This is a genomic window from Nonomuraea sp. NEAU-A123, assembly GCF_018603905.1.
GTDB lineage: Bacteria > Actinomycetota > Actinomycetes > Streptosporangiales > Streptosporangiaceae > Nonomuraea.
The window spans coordinates 87,859-102,516 of record NZ_JAHFZZ010000025.1; the positions used below are offsets into that span (position 1 = coordinate 87,859).

14 protein-coding genes and 2 pseudogenes are annotated in these 14,658 nt (G+C 69.2%); 9 read left to right on the forward strand and 7 right to left on the reverse strand.

Translation table 11 applies throughout. The annotated features are described in order from the left end of the window. Window positions 1–115: 115 nt before the first annotated feature. From KLK06_RS60825 to KLK06_RS48255, 3 genes are all read right to left on the reverse strand, one after another. Window positions 116–394: a cytochrome P450 gene (locus KLK06_RS60825; protein ID WP_308168772.1), complete on the reverse strand. Its 279-nt coding sequence runs from the start codon at window positions 392–394 to the stop codon at window positions 116–118. A gap of 86 nt (window positions 395–480) precedes the next feature. Beyond that, window positions 481–645 carry a hypothetical protein gene (locus tag KLK06_RS60830; protein WP_250907178.1) on the reverse strand — a complete coding sequence of 55 codons (165 nt, stop codon included), beginning with the start codon at window positions 643–645 and terminating at the stop codon, window positions 481–483. Window positions 646–728: 83 nt separating this feature from the next. Beyond that, window positions 729–1,379: a TetR/AcrR family transcriptional regulator gene (locus KLK06_RS48255; RefSeq protein ID WP_214642568.1), complete on the reverse strand. Its 651-nt coding sequence runs from the start codon at window positions 1,377–1,379 to the stop codon at window positions 729–731. A 247-nt stretch (window positions 1,380–1,626) separates the two neighbouring features. On the opposite strand from KLK06_RS48255, the pseudogene KLK06_RS48260 reads away from it, so the two are divergent. The 3 genes and pseudogenes from KLK06_RS48260 to rox all read left to right on the forward strand — a co-directional run. Next, window positions 1,627–2,051: pseudogene (locus tag KLK06_RS48260) on the forward strand (MFS transporter); the annotation flags it as partial. Between the two features lie 105 nt (window positions 2,052–2,156). Further along, window positions 2,157–2,411, forward strand: a complete 255-nt coding sequence (locus KLK06_RS48265) for a cytochrome P450 (protein ID WP_214642569.1) — start codon at window positions 2,157–2,159, stop codon at window positions 2,409–2,411. Window positions 2,412–2,895: 484 nt separating this feature from the next. Further along, a pseudogene (gene rox, locus KLK06_RS48270) lies at window positions 2,896–4,322 on the forward strand (rifampin monooxygenase). 161 nt (window positions 4,323–4,483) lie between these two features. Here the strand turns inward: rox and KLK06_RS48275 are convergent. Beyond that, window positions 4,484–4,981, reverse strand: coding sequence for a hypothetical protein (locus tag KLK06_RS48275; protein ID WP_214642494.1), 498 nt, complete (start codon window positions 4,979–4,981; stop codon window positions 4,484–4,486). Between the two features lie 30 nt (window positions 4,982–5,011). Beyond that, window positions 5,012–6,145 carry a hypothetical protein gene (locus KLK06_RS48280; RefSeq protein WP_214642495.1) on the reverse strand — a complete coding sequence of 378 codons (1,134 nt, stop codon included), beginning with the start codon at window positions 6,143–6,145 and terminating at the stop codon, window positions 5,012–5,014. A 163-nt stretch (window positions 6,146–6,308) separates the two neighbouring features. Between KLK06_RS48280 and KLK06_RS48285 the strand changes: the two genes are divergently transcribed. Together KLK06_RS48285 and KLK06_RS48290 are read left to right on the forward strand one after the other, a co-directional pair. Beyond that, entirely contained in the window at window positions 6,309–8,498 is a 2,190-nt protein-coding gene (locus KLK06_RS48285; protein WP_214642496.1) for a tetratricopeptide repeat protein, read from the forward strand. A 139-nt stretch (window positions 8,499–8,637) separates the two neighbouring features. Further along, window positions 8,638–9,363, forward strand: a complete 726-nt coding sequence (locus tag KLK06_RS48290; protein ID WP_214642497.1) for a VOC family protein — start codon at window positions 8,638–8,640, stop codon at window positions 9,361–9,363. 289 nt (window positions 9,364–9,652) lie between these two features. Here the strand turns inward: KLK06_RS48290 and KLK06_RS48295 are convergent, their stop codons facing one another. After that, window positions 9,653–10,276: a bifunctional 2-polyprenyl-6-hydroxyphenol methylase/3-demethylubiquinol 3-O-methyltransferase UbiG gene (locus tag KLK06_RS48295; RefSeq protein WP_214642498.1), complete on the reverse strand. Its 624-nt coding sequence runs from the start codon at window positions 10,274–10,276 to the stop codon at window positions 9,653–9,655. 92 nt (window positions 10,277–10,368) lie between these two features. Here KLK06_RS48295 and KLK06_RS48300 point away from each other — a divergent pair, with 92 nt between their 5' ends. Further along, window positions 10,369–10,965, forward strand: a complete 597-nt coding sequence (locus KLK06_RS48300) for a helix-turn-helix domain-containing protein (RefSeq protein ID WP_214642499.1) — start codon at window positions 10,369–10,371, stop codon at window positions 10,963–10,965. A gap of 12 nt (window positions 10,966–10,977) precedes the next feature. Here the strand turns inward: KLK06_RS48300 and KLK06_RS48305 are convergent, their stop codons facing one another. Beyond that, the gene (locus KLK06_RS48305) at window positions 10,978–11,919 is read right to left on the reverse strand and encodes a LacI family DNA-binding transcriptional regulator (RefSeq protein WP_214642500.1); all 942 of its coding nucleotides are present in this window, start codon (window positions 11,917–11,919) and stop codon (window positions 10,978–10,980) included. A 189-nt stretch (window positions 11,920–12,108) separates the two neighbouring features. Between KLK06_RS48305 and KLK06_RS48310 the strand changes: the two genes are divergently transcribed. Genes KLK06_RS48310 through KLK06_RS48320 form a run of 3 tightly spaced genes read left to right on the forward strand, consistent with a single transcriptional unit; the run spans window position 12,109 to window position 14,641 of the window. After that, a complete protein-coding gene (locus KLK06_RS48310; protein WP_308168773.1) occupies window positions 12,109–12,879 on the forward strand; it encodes an ABC transporter permease in 771 nt (256 codons plus the stop codon). Beyond that, complete coding sequence (locus KLK06_RS48315) at window positions 12,876–13,667, forward strand: ABC transporter permease (RefSeq protein WP_214642502.1); 792 nt, start codon at window positions 12,876–12,878, stop codon at window positions 13,665–13,667. The genes KLK06_RS48310 and KLK06_RS48315 overlap by 4 nt, the downstream gene beginning before the upstream one ends. Next, complete coding sequence (locus KLK06_RS48320) at window positions 13,664–14,641, forward strand: ABC transporter ATP-binding protein (protein WP_214642503.1); 978 nt, start codon at window positions 13,664–13,666, stop codon at window positions 14,639–14,641. Before KLK06_RS48315 ends, KLK06_RS48320 begins: the two co-directional genes overlap by 4 nt. The last annotated feature ends 17 nt before the right edge of the window (window positions 14,642–14,658 follow it).

A 14,658-nucleotide genomic window follows, 5' to 3' on the forward strand; every position in this document is an offset into this window, starting at 1 on the left:
GGCGAATTTCGGCTCTGATGTCGTTCCATTCGTCGGACAAGGCGAACCTGGCCGTCGAGGTAGTTCGCTCCGTCATCGAGTGAACGCTGCCTGTGGCGGATCGCATGCTGGGCAGTCACCAGGTGACAGGGAGTTCGTGGACGCCGTAGACCATCCCGTTGTATTTGAACGGAACCTGGTCCAGCTCAGTCGCCAGTTTCAACGTCGGGATGCGCCGGTAGAGGGTGCTGTAGACGACCTGGAGCTCCATGCGGGCCAGCGGTTGGCCCAGGCACTGGCGGACGCCGAAGCCGAAGGCCACGTGGCGGCGGGCGTCGCGCTGGATGTCCAGTTGGTCCGGGTCGGAGAACACATCGGGGTCGCTGCGCTTCACGCCACCGGCAGGAAGCGGCACCGTGGCGGGGTAGCCGGGACGGCTGAGATCGGCGCTGACCTGCGAGCCCCCAGCACGGCCCGCTGTTCGGCGTAGCCGGTGACCAATCAGGGGGTGCTGCCGTCCCACAGCCGGACCCTGGTCAGCGGACCCTGCTCTCGTTGGGCGTACAGGCCAGGGGCCGGGTCGAACGGGCAGCCCGCCGCCCGCGCCATCGGGAACTCCGGAACCTCAGCCGGGCTCTCATCGGCGGAATGCAGGGTGCTGGTCATGGTTGTCCGTCCTTCCGCGAATCTTTCTCTGTCGACAGCGCCACGCGACCGCGGTGCGAAGCCGCGGCGTGGCAGCGGGCCGTTCACGAACGATGTGTCACCGGGGCCAGCCACAGTCCGACGATCGCGTCGATCAGACTGGCGGCGAGGTCGTCCCAGCTCGGCTGGAGGGTGGGCGTGCCCTCGGCCAGGGCACGTTCCCGCTCGACGCACATGTGCACGATCACATGACGCGCCATGGCCCAGCGCGCCTCGCGTACCTCGGGCGGAAGATCGGAAATGCACCGGTTCAGGCCGTCCACGAGCAGCCGCAGCGACGGTGACGGGAGCGACTCCTCGATCGTGATCTGGTAGAGCGCCGGATCGGCCATCACCTGGGCGCGGAACCGCGCGTACCAAGTGGGACTGCCCTGAGCCGCCAGATGCCGGATGAACGGGCGCACCAGACAAGCCACCCAATCGCGGACATCCGTGGAGCCGGCGGCGTCGGCCACCATCCACATCCGCAGTTCCTCCATCTGATCGGCGTGTTTGCGGGCGATCGCGCGCACCAGATCGGCCTTCGTGCCGAAGTGGTAACCCACCGCGGCGCTGTTGCCCTGCCCCGCCGCCTCACTGATCTGGCGGTTCGACACCGCGTGCACACCATGTTCGGCGTACAACCGCTCCGCCGTGGCCAGGATCAACTCCCGGGTCGCGCCGCCCCGCTCGGGCCGCGCCGTCCTACCCGCCATCGCCGTCTCCTCGATCTCGATCTCGACCGTCACCGCATCGTAGGGAACCTTCACGCCCACCCAAGTCAATCATTTGGCTTAATTAAGTCAATCGTATGGTTTACTTTGCTGTCTGCATGACCACCCAGATGGAGGCTTCCCCGTGTCCCAAGTCCTTGCCGGATCCGCTGATCCCAGGACATCCGCCCCGCCGCGGTCGGGCGCGATCGTGGCGGTCCTGGCCTTCGCCGGGATCGTGACGGCGTCGATGCAGACCTTGGTGATCCCGCTGGTCCCCAGACTCCCCTCGCTCCTGGGCGCCTCCGCCTCCGACGCGACCTGGGCGGTGACCGCCACCCTGCTCGCCGCCGCCGTGGCCACCCCGGTGGTGGGGCGGCTGGGCGACATGTTCGGCAAGCGGCGGATGCTGCTGATCAGCCTCGCCCTGCTGACGGTCGGCTCGGCGATCGCGGGCCTGTCCGCCGACCTGACTCCGATGATCGTCGGACGAGCGTTACAGGGATTGTCGGCCGGTGTCATCCCGCTGGGCATCAGCATCATGCGCGACGAACTGCCGCCCGAACGGCTCGGCGCGGCCACCGCGACCATGAGCTCCTCCATGGGCGTCGGGGTGCCATCGGGCTGCCCGCCGCGGCGCTGATCGCCGATCACGCCGACTGGCACGTACTGTTCCTGCCCCGCCGACGCTCACCCGCCCACCGATGACGGCGACCTCCGCATCAACGACATCATCCAGGTGCGTGAGTACGAGGACCTGCGCACGCATACCCACATCGTCTGTACCGCGACCCGTCCGTCTTCCCCGACCCGGACCTGCTGGACCTCCAGCGCAACGCCCGGCTCCACGTGAGTTTCGGGTACGGGGTACACCAGTGCCTGGGCCAGCCCCTGGCGCGGATGGAACTGCAAGTCGCCTACCCCGCCCTCCTGCGGCGGATCCCCACCCTGGCACTCGCCACCGAGGTGGAGCCGATCCCCTTCAAGCACGACGGATTCGTCTACGGGGCCTACGAGCTGCCCGTCACCTGGTGACAACCCCCACCGCGAACTGCGCAAATTCCTCGTGAACCAAGCCCCAGCAGGAAGGCGAGCGCAATGAACGATCACTGATGTACCGGTGTGAGTTCTACATCGGAGGTGAGTGGGTCAAGCCGGCGGCCGCCCGCGCCGCCTTCGACCACGGCCCGTGGCCCCACGCCGCAGGAGCGGGCCGACGTCCTGGTCCGCGCCGCCGAGCTGATCCGTGCCTACGCCTTCGACCGCGTGGTGCGCTCCGGCGGCCTCGCCGCGCTGGTGACCTCGGAGCCGGTCGGCGTGGTCGCCGCGATACGGACGGCAAAAAAGCAAAGGCAAGGAGGTTTCGCAACTCCCTGCCACTCTCAACGTATAGCGCAGCGGGGGGCTTGCGGCAAGACCCGGGTCGTGCTGCAGAATCGTCGGCCGAGGCCAGAACCTGCGGAAATCAGAGGTTCGTGAAGTACGTATAGGCCTCGCGGGACGTCGAATGGGGGGGTTCATGATCGACGTGATCGTCGCCGGTGGCGGACCGACCGGCTTGATGCTGGCCGGCGAGTTGCGGCTGCACGGCGTGCACGCTCTCGTACTGGAGAAGGAGACGGAGCCGACCGCGTACGTCCGCGCGCTCGGTCTGCACATGCGCAGCATCGAGGTGCTGGACCAGCGCGGTCTGCTGGAGCGGTTCCTCGCGCTCGGCCAGCAGTACCCGAACGGTGGGTTCTTCGCCGGCATCACCAAGCCGTGGCCCGACCGGTTGGACACCGCGCATCCGTACATGCTCGGCATCCCGCAGACCACCACCGAGCGCCTGCTGACCGAGCACGCCACCGAGGTCGGCGTCGAGATCCGGCGCGGCTGCGAGCTGGTCGGGCTGAGCCAGGACGAGCACGGGGTGACCGTCGAGCTGGCCGACGGCACGCGGGTGCGCTCGCGCTACCTCGTCGGTTGCGACGGCGGCCGCAGCACGGTGCGCAAGCTGCTCGGCGTCGGCTTCCCCGGCGAGCCCGCCAAGGTCGAGACGCTGCTGGGCGAGATGGAGCTGACCGAGGATCCGGCGACGGTCGCCGCCGTCGTCACGGAGGTCCGCAAGACGCAACTGCGGTTCGGCGCCATTCCCCTCGGGGACGGGGTGTATCGCGTCGTCGTGCCCGCTGAAGGGGTGGCCGAGGACCGCACGGTTCCGCCGACCCTCAAGGAGTTCAAGCAGCAGTTGCGGGCCTACGCGGGCACCGACTTCGGCGTGCGCTCACCGCGCTGGCTCTCCCGCTTCGGCGACGCCACCCGGCTGGCCGAGCACTACCGCACCGGCCGGGTGCTGCTGGCCGGCGACGCGGCGCACATCCACCCGCCGACCGGCGGGCAGGGGCTCAACCTCGGCATCCAGGACTCGTTCAACCTCGGCTGGAAACTGGCCGCCGAGGTCGGCGGCTGGGCGCCGGAGGGGCTGCTGGACAGCTACCACACCGAACGGCACCCGGTGGCCGCCGACGTGCTGGACAACACCCGCGCGCAGATGGAGCTGCTGTCCCTCGAGCCGGGCCCCCGGTCAGTGCGCCGGCTGGTGTCGGAACTGATGGACTTCGAGGAGGTGAACCGGTACCTGATCGAGAAGATCACTGGGATCGGGGTGCGCTACGACTTCGGCGAGGGGCATGAACTGCTCGGCCGGCGGTTGCGGGACGTGCAGCTGAAGCGCGGGCGCCTCTACGAGTTGATGCACGGCGGCCGCGGGCTGCTGCTCGACCAGACCGGCCGGCTCTCGGTGGCGGGCTGGGCAGACCGGTCGATCACGTCGTCGACGTCAGTGAGGAACTGGACGTGCCCGCGGTGCTGCTGCGGCCGGACGGTCACGTGGCGTGGGTCGGTGGAGATCAGCAGGGGCTGCTCAGCCGGCTGCCCAAGTGGTTCGGCGCTGCCGCCGGCTGAGCGCGCAGCGGCGGGCGCCCGGCCACCAACGGGAAGGCCCCGTTCCCGGTATGGGAACGAGGCCGTGGAGCGAGGTGGGTCACTTGTGCCAGGTGATCTGGAACCCGCTGTTCGCGCGGGACCGGCCAGGAGGGCGCCGGCGGCGATGGTGGCTGCGGCGGTCAGCTCCGGTCGATGTACCAGTTGCCGCAGAAGCTACCGAGTATCGCGGTGCGCGCGCAGGCCCGGGCCGCGTAGTGCCGCTGCTGGCTGGTGTTCCAGTTCAGGACGAGGCTGCTCTCCGAACTGGAGAAAGGACCGCACTGCTTCCAGCCGCCGTTCGCGTTGACTTGTTCGGTGGTGGGATACATGGGCAGGCTGCTGGGCATTCCCTGCAGGCTGCGGTCCACCCAGACCTGCTCGCCCGAATTGCGGGGTGAGAGCCTGGCGTAGCTGTAGTTGAAGGCGCCGCCGTTCCACAACTGGAGGCGACGGTCGCCCAGATCGGGGCTCGAGCCAACGACGACCTGGTAGTAGTCGGGAACCCCGGACTGGTCGCACTCGGATGGGGTGGCGCTCGCGGCGGAGACCGGAACGACGGCCCCGGCCGCCGCGCCGATGATCACGGCGAGGAGGATCTTCACGAATCGGTTCGAGGTCGTCGACTTTCCAGCACTCATGACTGTCCTTTCACTGGCGAATGTGCGTGATCAGTTGGGATCGACCCAGAAGGCGTCCCAGTCCAGCAGCCGCTGATAGCGGACGAGCGCTCCGTATTTCCCTCCGGCGCCCTCGTTCTCGTCCTTGGGGACCATGGCCCAGCTGAACGCGCCGCCGCTCGTCCAGGCGCCCTCCCGCGTACGCGCCATGGGATATTCGTCGCAGGTGTATCCCGTGGGACGGGGCCGCCAGTCGGGGCAGGCGATCTCCCGGTTCTTCACGGCCTTGGCCTCGTCGGCCAGCCGGTGGAGCGGGGTGGTCCCGGGGGCCCCGGGGAGCCCGCCGGCCTGCGCCGTCCTGATGTGCGCCCTGACCTGCGGATATTCGGTCAGCCCGTCGAGCGTGGGGAAGAAGGTCGGTATGACGCAGCCGGCGCCGCTGAGAATCCTGTCGCAGCGAATGTCCGGCGAGGGGTAGGGGCCCTTCTCCGGCGGGAAGACGTTGACGACTTCCGTGTCGCCGCCCGGATGCGCCACCTGCAGGTCGTAGGTGGTGTGAATGGTGCGTTGCCCGTTCGCGGGCACGTTCACGAGATGGGGTATGGGCGGGGTCAGGTATTGGGGGGAGTTCTCCGGCAGCGTGATCGCAGGGCCGAAGTCGCCCGCCGTGCAGCCGTAGGAACAGCTGACCGCCAGACGGAAATTGATGGCGTCATCCGAGGTCAGCGCCCCTTCGGAGTTGAAGCGCACGATCGCGAAGACGTCGGTGAGTTCGAGGCTGTCGTAGAACATGGCGATGTAGTGGATGTAGTTCAGGGTGGTGCGGCCGAGCAGGGACCCCGTCACGGTGTCGTAGAGGCTGACCGTCGCGTAGTTGATCAGGCAGGAGGCGAATCGCCTGGTCTTCCACGCGCTCTTTGTCTGGTCGTCAGGAGGGTCGATGCACCAGGCGGGCAGGGGCGGCGGGGTGGCGGCGGCGCTCGCCGTGGTCAGGGCCGGCTTGGGGGGCGGTTGTGCCACCGGCGCGACGCACAGGACCTTCTTCTTGCCCTGGCGGGCGAGTGACGGTAATCGGTCCCTGATGCCGTCGCAGCCGGTCGCCGTCTTCGTCGTGGTGGCCGCGGCGGCGCCCGGCGCCGCGACCAGCGCGCACATGAACAGGAGCAGAAGCGTGATGGTTCTCATCCGAATGGTGCCCATGGCATCCCATCAGGCTGGAGGGTGAGGCTCCCTCAGGAAACCAGTCGCGGCAGTTCGGACGGCAGGCGCTCGACCGGCGGTTGACCGGCGGTTAGGCTGCGGGCGCGCGGACGTGATCGCGTACTGTGGACCGGCCGGAAGGGGATCGATGTTCGGCGACGCGCTGCGCGAGTTCCGGGTACGGGCACTGCTCACACAGGAGGAACTGGCCGCGCTGTCAGGCGTCAGCGAGCGGCAGATCCGTGAGATCGAGTCCGGCCGCGTCACGGTTCCCCGGGCCAGCACCGTCCGCGTGCTGGCCGAGACGCTGAAACTGTCCCCGGCGGACCGCACCGCCTTCCAGCTCGCCGCGCAACCGGACGCCGGTCATCCGCCGACGCCCGCGCAGTTACCCGGCGAAGTCGACGGCTTCACCGGCCGTGCCGCGGCGCTACGCGTCCTCGACGCGGCCACGGCCGCGGTGGTCACCATCTCCGGCCCGGCCGGCGTGGGCAAGACCTCGCTCGCCGTGCACTGGTCCCGCCTGGCCGCGCCGCGTTTTCCCGACGGCCAGCTCTACGTGGACCTGCGCGGCTTCTCGCACCACACGACGGTCGATCCCGCCGAGGTGATCCGCGGATTCCTGGACGCGCTCGGGGTGCCGCCCGACCGCATCCCCTCCGGCTTCGACGCGCAGGCGGCGCTCTACCGCAGCCGGTCCGTCGGCCGCCGCCTGCTGGTCGTGCTCGACAACGCCCGCGACGCCGACCAGGTCCGGCCGCTGCTGCCCGGGGGCCCGGCCGCCCGTACGGTCGTCACCAGCCGCCGTCAGCTCACCGATCTGGTCGCGCAGACCGGCGCCGCCGCGCTGAGCCTGGACGTGCCGGAGGTCGACGAGGCGGTCGAACTGCTCAGCCACCGGCTGGGCCCGGGCACCGATCCCGCCAGCGTGGCGGCGATCGTGGCCGCGTGCGGACGGCTTCCGCTGGCGCTGGCGCTGGTCGGCGCGCGGGCGCGGCTGACCGGCTTCCCGCCCTCGGCGATCGCCGCCGAGCTGCGCCACCCGGGCGACCGGCTCGCGGCCCTGGAGATCGACGCCGTGTTCTCCTGGTCCTACGACGCGCTGAGCCCGGCCTCCGCCCGGCTGTTCCGGCTGCTCGGGCTCGCCACCAGCGCCGACATCGCGGTGACGGCGGTGGCCGCGCTGGCCGGACGGGCACTGTCCGAGGTCCGGCGGACGCTGGCCGAACTGACCCACGCCAGCCTGGTCACCGAGCACGCGCCCGGCCGCTACCGGACGCACGACCTGCTGCACGCCTACGCCCGTGAACGTGCCATGGCCGAGGAGTCCGAGGCCGCGCGGCAGGCGGCGCTGACTCGGCTGCTCGACCACTACACGCACACCGCGTACCACGCCGAACTGGTGCTGAACCCGGTGCGCGCACCCATCCCGATGACCCTCACCGCGCCCACGGACGGCGCCGAGCCGAAACGCGCGTTCGACCTCCCCGCCGCCCTGGACTGGCTGAGAACCGAGCAGGCGGTCTTGCTCACCGCGCTGCGGCAGGCCGAGGAGGAGGGCATGCACCGGCACGCCTGGCAGTTGAGCTGGGCGCTGGACACGTTCCTGAACGACCAGCGACGCTGGCAGGACGAGGGCGCGGCGTGGGCGGTGGCACTGCGCGCGGCGACCGCCCTGACCGACCGGCCCGCGGCGGCGCACGCGCACCGCTTCTTGAGCGCGGTGCACGGCCGCCTCGACCGGTTCGACGACGCGCACGCCCACATGCGGCAGGCGCTCGACCTGAGCCTCGCCGCCGGACACCGGGCAGGCGAGGCGGAGAGCCGTTTCGTCCTCTCCTACGTCTATTGGTTGCAGGGCGACCGTGAGCAGGCGCTCGACCAGGCCGAGCAGGCGTTGTCGCTCTTCACCGAGCTCGACGACCCGCTCTGGGCGGGCAAGGCCAGCCTCGCCGTGGGCTGGTACCTCTCCGAGATCGGCGCCTGCCAGGAGGCCCTGTCGTACCACGAACGAGCGCTCGACCTGCAACAACGAGCGGGCGACCTGGCCAACGAAGTGGTCACCTGGGACACACTGGGTGTGCTCCACCAGCGGCTGGGCGACCCGGAGTCGGCGATCAGGCACTACGAGAGCGGCCTCCGCCGGATCGGCACGATGGAGAGCCCGGGGTTGCGCGCCCAGCTGCTCGGGCATCTCGGCGACGTGAGCGAGGCCATCGGCGACTGGCAGACTGCCCGCGAACGCTGGCTGGAAGCGTACGAGATCCTCCGCGAGCTCGGCCACCCCCAGGCGGGCGACCTGCGCCGCAAGCTTCAGTCACCCGGCCCGTCGTCGTAGTCACCGGCCTGCCGGTGGTTTCGCCTTCTGCCGCAAAATCGTTGGCGTCGCCGTCCTCGAGCGGGCTAGCGTTGCTCCGTCATGCGCCAGAAGGACACGTCCTGTCTGCGCTTGTGAGTCAGCGGATTGGAGATGCGCCATGGCTTCTCAGCTCGTCGCGCTCAGTTTCGATGCGAACGACCCCCTCCCTCTCGCGCGCTTCTGGGCCGGGGTCCTGGGCTGGGAGATGGCCGATGACTCTCACGATGGCATCACGCTCCTGCCGAACGATGACACCGGGTTCCGGATCCGATTTCTGGCGACCCAGGAGAAGAAGACCGACCCGAACCAGACGCACTTCGATCTGACGAGCACGTCGCTCGAGGACCAGGAGCAGACGGTGGCGAGGGCGCTCGAACTCGGCGCCCAGCACATCGACGTCGGGCAACTCCCGGAAGAGGATCATGTGGTGCTCGCCGACCCCGAAGGCAACGAGTTCTGCGTCATCGGGCCGGGCAACAACTTCCTCGCCGACTGCGGATTCATCGGCGCGCTCGCGTCCGACGGTTCGCAGGAGGTCGGGTACTTCTGGAGCCAAGCACTGGGCTGGCCCTTGGTCTGGGACCAGGACCAAGAGACCGCGATCCGTTCGCCGCACGGCGGTCCGAAGATCACGTGGGGCGGTCCGCCCGTGAGGCCGAAGACCGGGAAGAACCGGATGCACTTCGACCTCGCTCCGCCCGCGCACAGCGATCAGCAAGCGGAGGTCGACCGTCTCGTCTCCCTCGGAGCGACCCGAATCGACACCGGCCAGCACGGGGTCGGTCAGGTTGTGATGGCCGATCCCGATGGCAATGAATTCTGTGTGCTGCCTTCAATAGCGTGACCAGGCCCGGGAGCGGGTCGACGGTGAGTCAGCGCAGGTCGGCGACTACATCGTTGGATTCACGGCTGCCGCTACCGGAACCCGGGGTCCGTTGCCGCGGACCGCGCGCGAGAACGTAGACGAACAGGACCGCCATGAGCGCGATGCAGACCGCGACCAAGATCGTACCTCGCTGTCGTGGGTCTTGGATGGTCGGGTCGGGGGCTTCCGTACTCATGGGATTCCTTTCAAGAAGGCAAGGGGAATCGGCGCCGGAGCGGCGGGGCTCTGGCGCTGTCGGATGGTGTGGTTACCGGCGTCGGGTGGCGCGCACGACGACATCCTGGAGCGGGACCGCCCGGCCCCCGTCGCCGGTGAGCGTGCGGAAATGCTCGTCCGCTGTGACGATCTCCCAGTCCATGCCGTCCATGCGCGCGGTGACGGCCGCGGAGGTGACCGACGCTTCAGCAAGAGGGTGGTGCCCGTGGCCGGTGGAGCCCGGGGTGTGCAGGTGCCCCACGATGAGCAGCGTGCCACCGGGAGCCACCCATCCGGCGATGCGGTGGTAGAAGTCCAGTTGAGGCATCGCCGGGTGGGCGTAGTGGGTCATGACCAGGTCAAACCGCTCGTCCGGGCGCCAGACACTCAGGTCCGCCTCGACCCACCGCAAGCGCTCGGACGCCCCGCTCGTCGCCGCGCGCTCGGCAGCGCGAGCGAGGGCCTCGGAGGAGATGTCGGCGGCGGTGACGTGCCAGCCGTGGGAGGCGAGCCAGATCGCCTCGGCACCGCCGCCGCACCCCGCGTCCAGTGCTGTGCCCGGTGTCAGGCCGCTGGTCTCACGAGCGAGGTACGGGTTCGGCGGGTTGCCGCCCATGGAGCCGGGGCCCTGTTGCCAGTGCCGCTCCCAGAAGTCCTTGTCGAATCCGTGCGTCATAGGTCGTCCCCCTCGTTCGCGGTGCGTTCGTTCATGCTGCTGATAGAGGAGGCGGATGCGCAAACGTTGTTGCCGAATGGCAAAATGGCGGGGTGGATGAAGCCATAAACCGCACTCTTGACGCTGTCGGCCCGAGGTTGAAACGCCTTCGGCTGCATCGCGACGTCACGCTCGCCGACCTCGCGGCGGAGACCGGCATCTCCGTCAGCACCTTGTCCCGGCTCGAGGCGGGCCTGCGCCGTCCCACGCTCGAGCAGTTGCTGCCGCTCGCCCGCGTCTACGGGGTCACCATCGACGAGCTCGTCGACGCGCCGCCGACCGGCGACCCCCGCGTCAATCTGCGTCCCATCCCCTGCGGCGACGGCTCGGTCATCCTGCCGCTGACCCGGAGGCCCGGAGGGATCCAGGCCTACAAGTTCGTCCTCCCGACCGGAAGCGACGACGCCGAACCCGACCTGCGCACCCACGAGGGCTACGACTGGGCCTATGTCCTCAACGGAACGCTCCGCCTCGTACTCGGCGAACACGACCTCATCCTCAAGCCCGGGGAGGCCGCGGAGTTCGACACGCGTACCCCGCACTGGTTCGGGGCCACCAGCGCCGGCCCCGTCGAGTTCCTGAGTCTCATCGGGAAACAAGGCGAACGCGCGCACGTCCGTGCGGCGCCGAGACCTGGGCCGGCCGAATAGGAAAAGATCCGCCTAGCTGATCGGGACGGTGAGGCGACGCCTGGTGGGTGGTGGCTCCTTGCGTTCGCCGAGGAGGGTCATGAGCTGGTCCATGGCCACCTCGCCGAGCCTTTCGCCGTCCACGTCGATCGAGGGGACGTCGCCCAGGCCGAGGCTCTCGACGACCATGCGCTCCGAGCTGACTACGACGTCGCGGATTCCGCGGCTGAGCAGGGCGAACATGAGGCCAAGGCCGATCGAGGTCGCATAGGGGACCACGGCGGTGGCGCGGGCGGCCACCACGGCCTCCGCCGTCCCCACGCCGGCGGCGAACGTCGAGGGGTAGGGGCCGAGCATGGTCAGCGTCGCGCCGCTCGACTCGGCCGCGGCGCGGATGGCCGCCTGGCGCTGGCGGTCCTGCCAGGAGCCCGCGGGGCCGCCGATGTAGACGATGCGCTCGTGGCCCTTCTCGACGTACCAGGTGACGAGCGCGCCGAAGGCGGTGGCCGTGTCGGCGACCGCCGAGGTCATGCCCTCGATCTCGCGGTCGATGAGCACGGTCGGCTTGTACGACGCGGCGGCGCGGACGATCTCGTCCGAACCTCGGGGCGCGGTGAGCAGGAAGCCGTCGACCTGGTGCGCGAGATGCTCGACCGCGGCGAGCTGAACCGCGTGCTCCAGAGAGTGCACCGCGATGGTCAGCTGCATGCCCGAGTCGGCCGCGCGCGCCTGGGCGCCGCCGATGATCGGAGTGAAGAAGGTATTGTCGAGCGTGGGCACCACGACCGCGACCACCCCGGTCTTCCCACGGGCCAGTTGGGTGGCCGCCCGGTTGGGGACGAATCCGAGCTGCTCAGCGGCCGCGCGGACGCGAGCCACCGTTTCCGGGGCGGCCAGGTCAGGCCGGCCCAGGGCACGGGAGGCCGTCGCCTTGGACACCCCGGCCAGCGCGGCGACGTCCGCGAGTGTCGGCACTGATCCTCCTTGAGTCGTCGTTACACGGAATTCACACAGGGGTTTGTGCGCGGGGCCGCTCATAATCTATGGTCAGGCTTCATGGAACCGGTTCCGCAACCGGTTCCACACAAGCGTACGCCACTGAGAAAGGACGCCGACATCTCCCGCAAATCGGCCTTTCTACTGGTGCCTGGTCTCGTCCTTCTCGTGGCAGGTTTCCTCATCCCCTCCGCCGCGATGCTCTTCGCGCCGCCGGACGTGCCGACCAGCAAGATCTTCGCACGCCTGGGCGAGATGCTCACGGACTCCTACGACCTGGAGGTGATCGGGCGCACGGTCGGGCTGGCCCTGGCTGTCACGATCATCTGCGTCGTCCTCGGCTTTCCCATCGCCTACTGGCTCGCCCGCTCGCCGTCACGCTGGAGCGGGGTCTTCCTGGCAGTGGCGATCTTCCCATTGATGCTGAGCAACGTGGTGCGGACGTTCGGCTGGCTGGTGATCCTCGGCTCCAAGGGGGCGCTCGGCCAGTTGCTCGTTCAGCTCGGCATCGTCGACGTGGCGCCGCAGCTGCTCTACACCAAGCTGGCGATCGTCCTGGGTCTCACCCAGCTGTTCCTGCCGCTGGCGATCATCTCCTGCTACTCGGCCGTCGCCCAGGTCGATCCCGGCCTGGACGACGCCTCGCGCGGGCTCGGCGGGAGCAGGATCCGCACGATGTGGAACATCGTCATCCCGCTGACCATGCCGGGCATCGTGGTGGCCGCCACCCTGGTCTTCGCGGGGTCCGTCACCGCCTACACCACGCCTTATCTGCTCGGCGGGTCCAGTCAGCGGATGCTCTCCACGCAGCTCTTCAACTACGCCAGCACCACGGTCGACTGGGCCTCCGCCTCGGCGACGGCGCTCATCATGACGGTCCTGGTCTTCCTGGTCTCCGGGCTGTCCTCGCTGATCGGGCGGAAGGGGGCCACCTCATGAAGCGGCCGATCACAGCGGCGCTCGCGGTCATCGGCTACGTCATCATGATCGTGCCGATCATCTTCGTGGTCGCCACCGCCTTCACGGCGGGAAGCACCCTGAGGTTCCCGCCCGACGGGATCTCGCTGCGCTGGTTCGACGAGGCGCTCGGCTACGAGCCGTTCATCGAGGCCGCGATCTCCAGCCTGGAGCTCGCCGTGCTCGCCACCGCGCTCGCGCTGCTGCTCGGCGTGCCCGTCACGCTGGCCATCCACCGGGGCAAGCTGCCTGGCAAGGGCCTGGTCGAGGGGTTGTTCCTGTCGCCGCTCATCGTCCCTGAGCTGGTCGTCGGCCTCGCGCTGTTCCAGCAGCTGATGGTCGGCCTGGGCCTGGACAACTTCAGCACCCTGCTGGTCGGGCACACGGCGCTGATGCTGCCTTACGCGGTACGCGTGACCGGCGCCTCGCTCGCGCTGGCCGACCCCGTGCTGGAGGAGGCCGCCCGGGGTCTCGGTGCCTCGCCGCTGCGCGCGTTCTTCAACGTGACGTTGCCCGTCCTGCGTCCGGGAATCTTCTCTGCCGGGCTGCTCAGCATGGTCACGTCCGTCAACAACGTGCCGCTGTCGCTCCTGCTGCAGGGCCGCGACTTCCGGACGCTGCCGGTGACGATGCTCGACTACGTACAGCAGTCCTATGACCCGATGGTCGCCGCCGCTTCCACCCTCATCCTGGCCGCCACCGTGGTCATCGCGGTGATCGCCGAGCGCACGGTCGGATTCGCCAAGATCTTCGGAGGGATCAACCAATGACCGCCGCCGCCGAGTTGATCGGAGTCACCCAGAGGTTCGGCTCCTTCACCGCCGTCGATGAGATCGACCTCGCCGTGCCATCGGGGAAGCTGACGACGCTGCTGGGCCCGAGCGGCTGCGGCAAGACCACCACGCTCAGGATGATCGCGGGCTACTCGGCACCGACGTCGGGGACGATCCGCATCGACGGGATCGACAGCACGCGCACGCCGCCGGAGAAGCGGAATCTGGGGATGGTCTTCCAGTCGTACGCGCTGTTCCCGCACATGACGGTGGCCGACAACGTCGGTTACGGGCTCAAGCTGCGCAAGGTGCCGTCCGCGGAGAGACGGTCGCGGGTCATGGAGACGCTCGAGCTGGTCGGGCTCGCGCACCTGGCCGACCGCAAGCCGAAAAAGCTCTCCGGCGGGCAGCAGCAGCGGGTGGCACTGGCCAGGGCGATCGCGATCAGGCCCAAACTCCTGCTGCTCGACGAGCCGCTGTCCAACCTCGACGCCCGCCTGCGCGTCCAGATGCGGGCCGAGATCAGGCGCATCCAGGCGGAGACCAAGCTGACCGTCATCCTCGTCACACATGACCAGGACGAGGCGCTGGAGATGTCCGACGAGATGGTCATCATGAACGAGGGCAGGATCGTGCAGCAGGGCTCTCCTCAGCAGATCTTCCCCCGCCCGGCTGACCGCTTCGTCGCCGAGTTCCTCGGCTACGAGAACTTCCTCACCGCGGCCGACGGCACCCCTCTGACCATCCGGCCCGAGCATCTGCGCCTCGCCGAGAAAGGTCAGGGCCTTGACGCGACGGTGGTCGACGTGGCCTTCCGCGGCGTCGACCTGCTGGTCTCGCTCGAGGTGGTCGACCCGTCGGGCGCGACCGTCAGGCTGCTCGCCGACGTACGCGGCGGCGCGACCCTGACACCCGGATCGAGCGTCACGGTGATCGCGCCAGACGACCATCTGGTCTCACTCCCCCGCTGAATCCCGCTGAATTCCGC

What these genes read in the sequence shown, in the direction of transcription:
- KLK06_RS60830 (WP_250907178.1), bottom strand. Translation starts at nt 645, where the DNA reads ATGACCAGCACCCTGCATTCCGCCGATGAGAGCCCGGCTGAGGTTCCG.
- KLK06_RS48255 (WP_214642568.1), bottom strand. Translation starts at nt 1,379, where the DNA reads ATGGCGGGTAGGACGGCGCGGCCCGAGCGGGGCGGCGCGACCCGGGAG.
- KLK06_RS48275 (WP_214642494.1), bottom strand. Translation starts at nt 4,981, where the DNA reads ATGAGTGCTGGAAAGTCGACGACCTCGAACCGATTCGTGAAGATCCTC.
- KLK06_RS48280 (WP_214642495.1), bottom strand. Translation starts at nt 6,145, where the DNA reads ATGAGAACCATCACGCTTCTGCTCCTGTTCATGTGCGCGCTGGTCGCG.
- KLK06_RS48285 (WP_214642496.1), top strand. Translation starts at nt 6,309, where the DNA reads ATGTTCGGCGACGCGCTGCGCGAGTTCCGGGTACGGGCACTGCTCACA.
- KLK06_RS48290 (WP_214642497.1), top strand. Translation starts at nt 8,638, where the DNA reads ATGGCTTCTCAGCTCGTCGCGCTCAGTTTCGATGCGAACGACCCCCTC.
- KLK06_RS48295 (WP_214642498.1), bottom strand. Translation starts at nt 10,276, where the DNA reads ATGACGCACGGATTCGACAAGGACTTCTGGGAGCGGCACTGGCAACAG.
- KLK06_RS48315 (WP_214642502.1), top strand. Translation starts at nt 12,876, where the DNA reads ATGAAGCGGCCGATCACAGCGGCGCTCGCGGTCATCGGCTACGTCATC.
- KLK06_RS48320 (WP_214642503.1), top strand. Translation starts at nt 13,664, where the DNA reads ATGACCGCCGCCGCCGAGTTGATCGGAGTCACCCAGAGGTTCGGCTCC.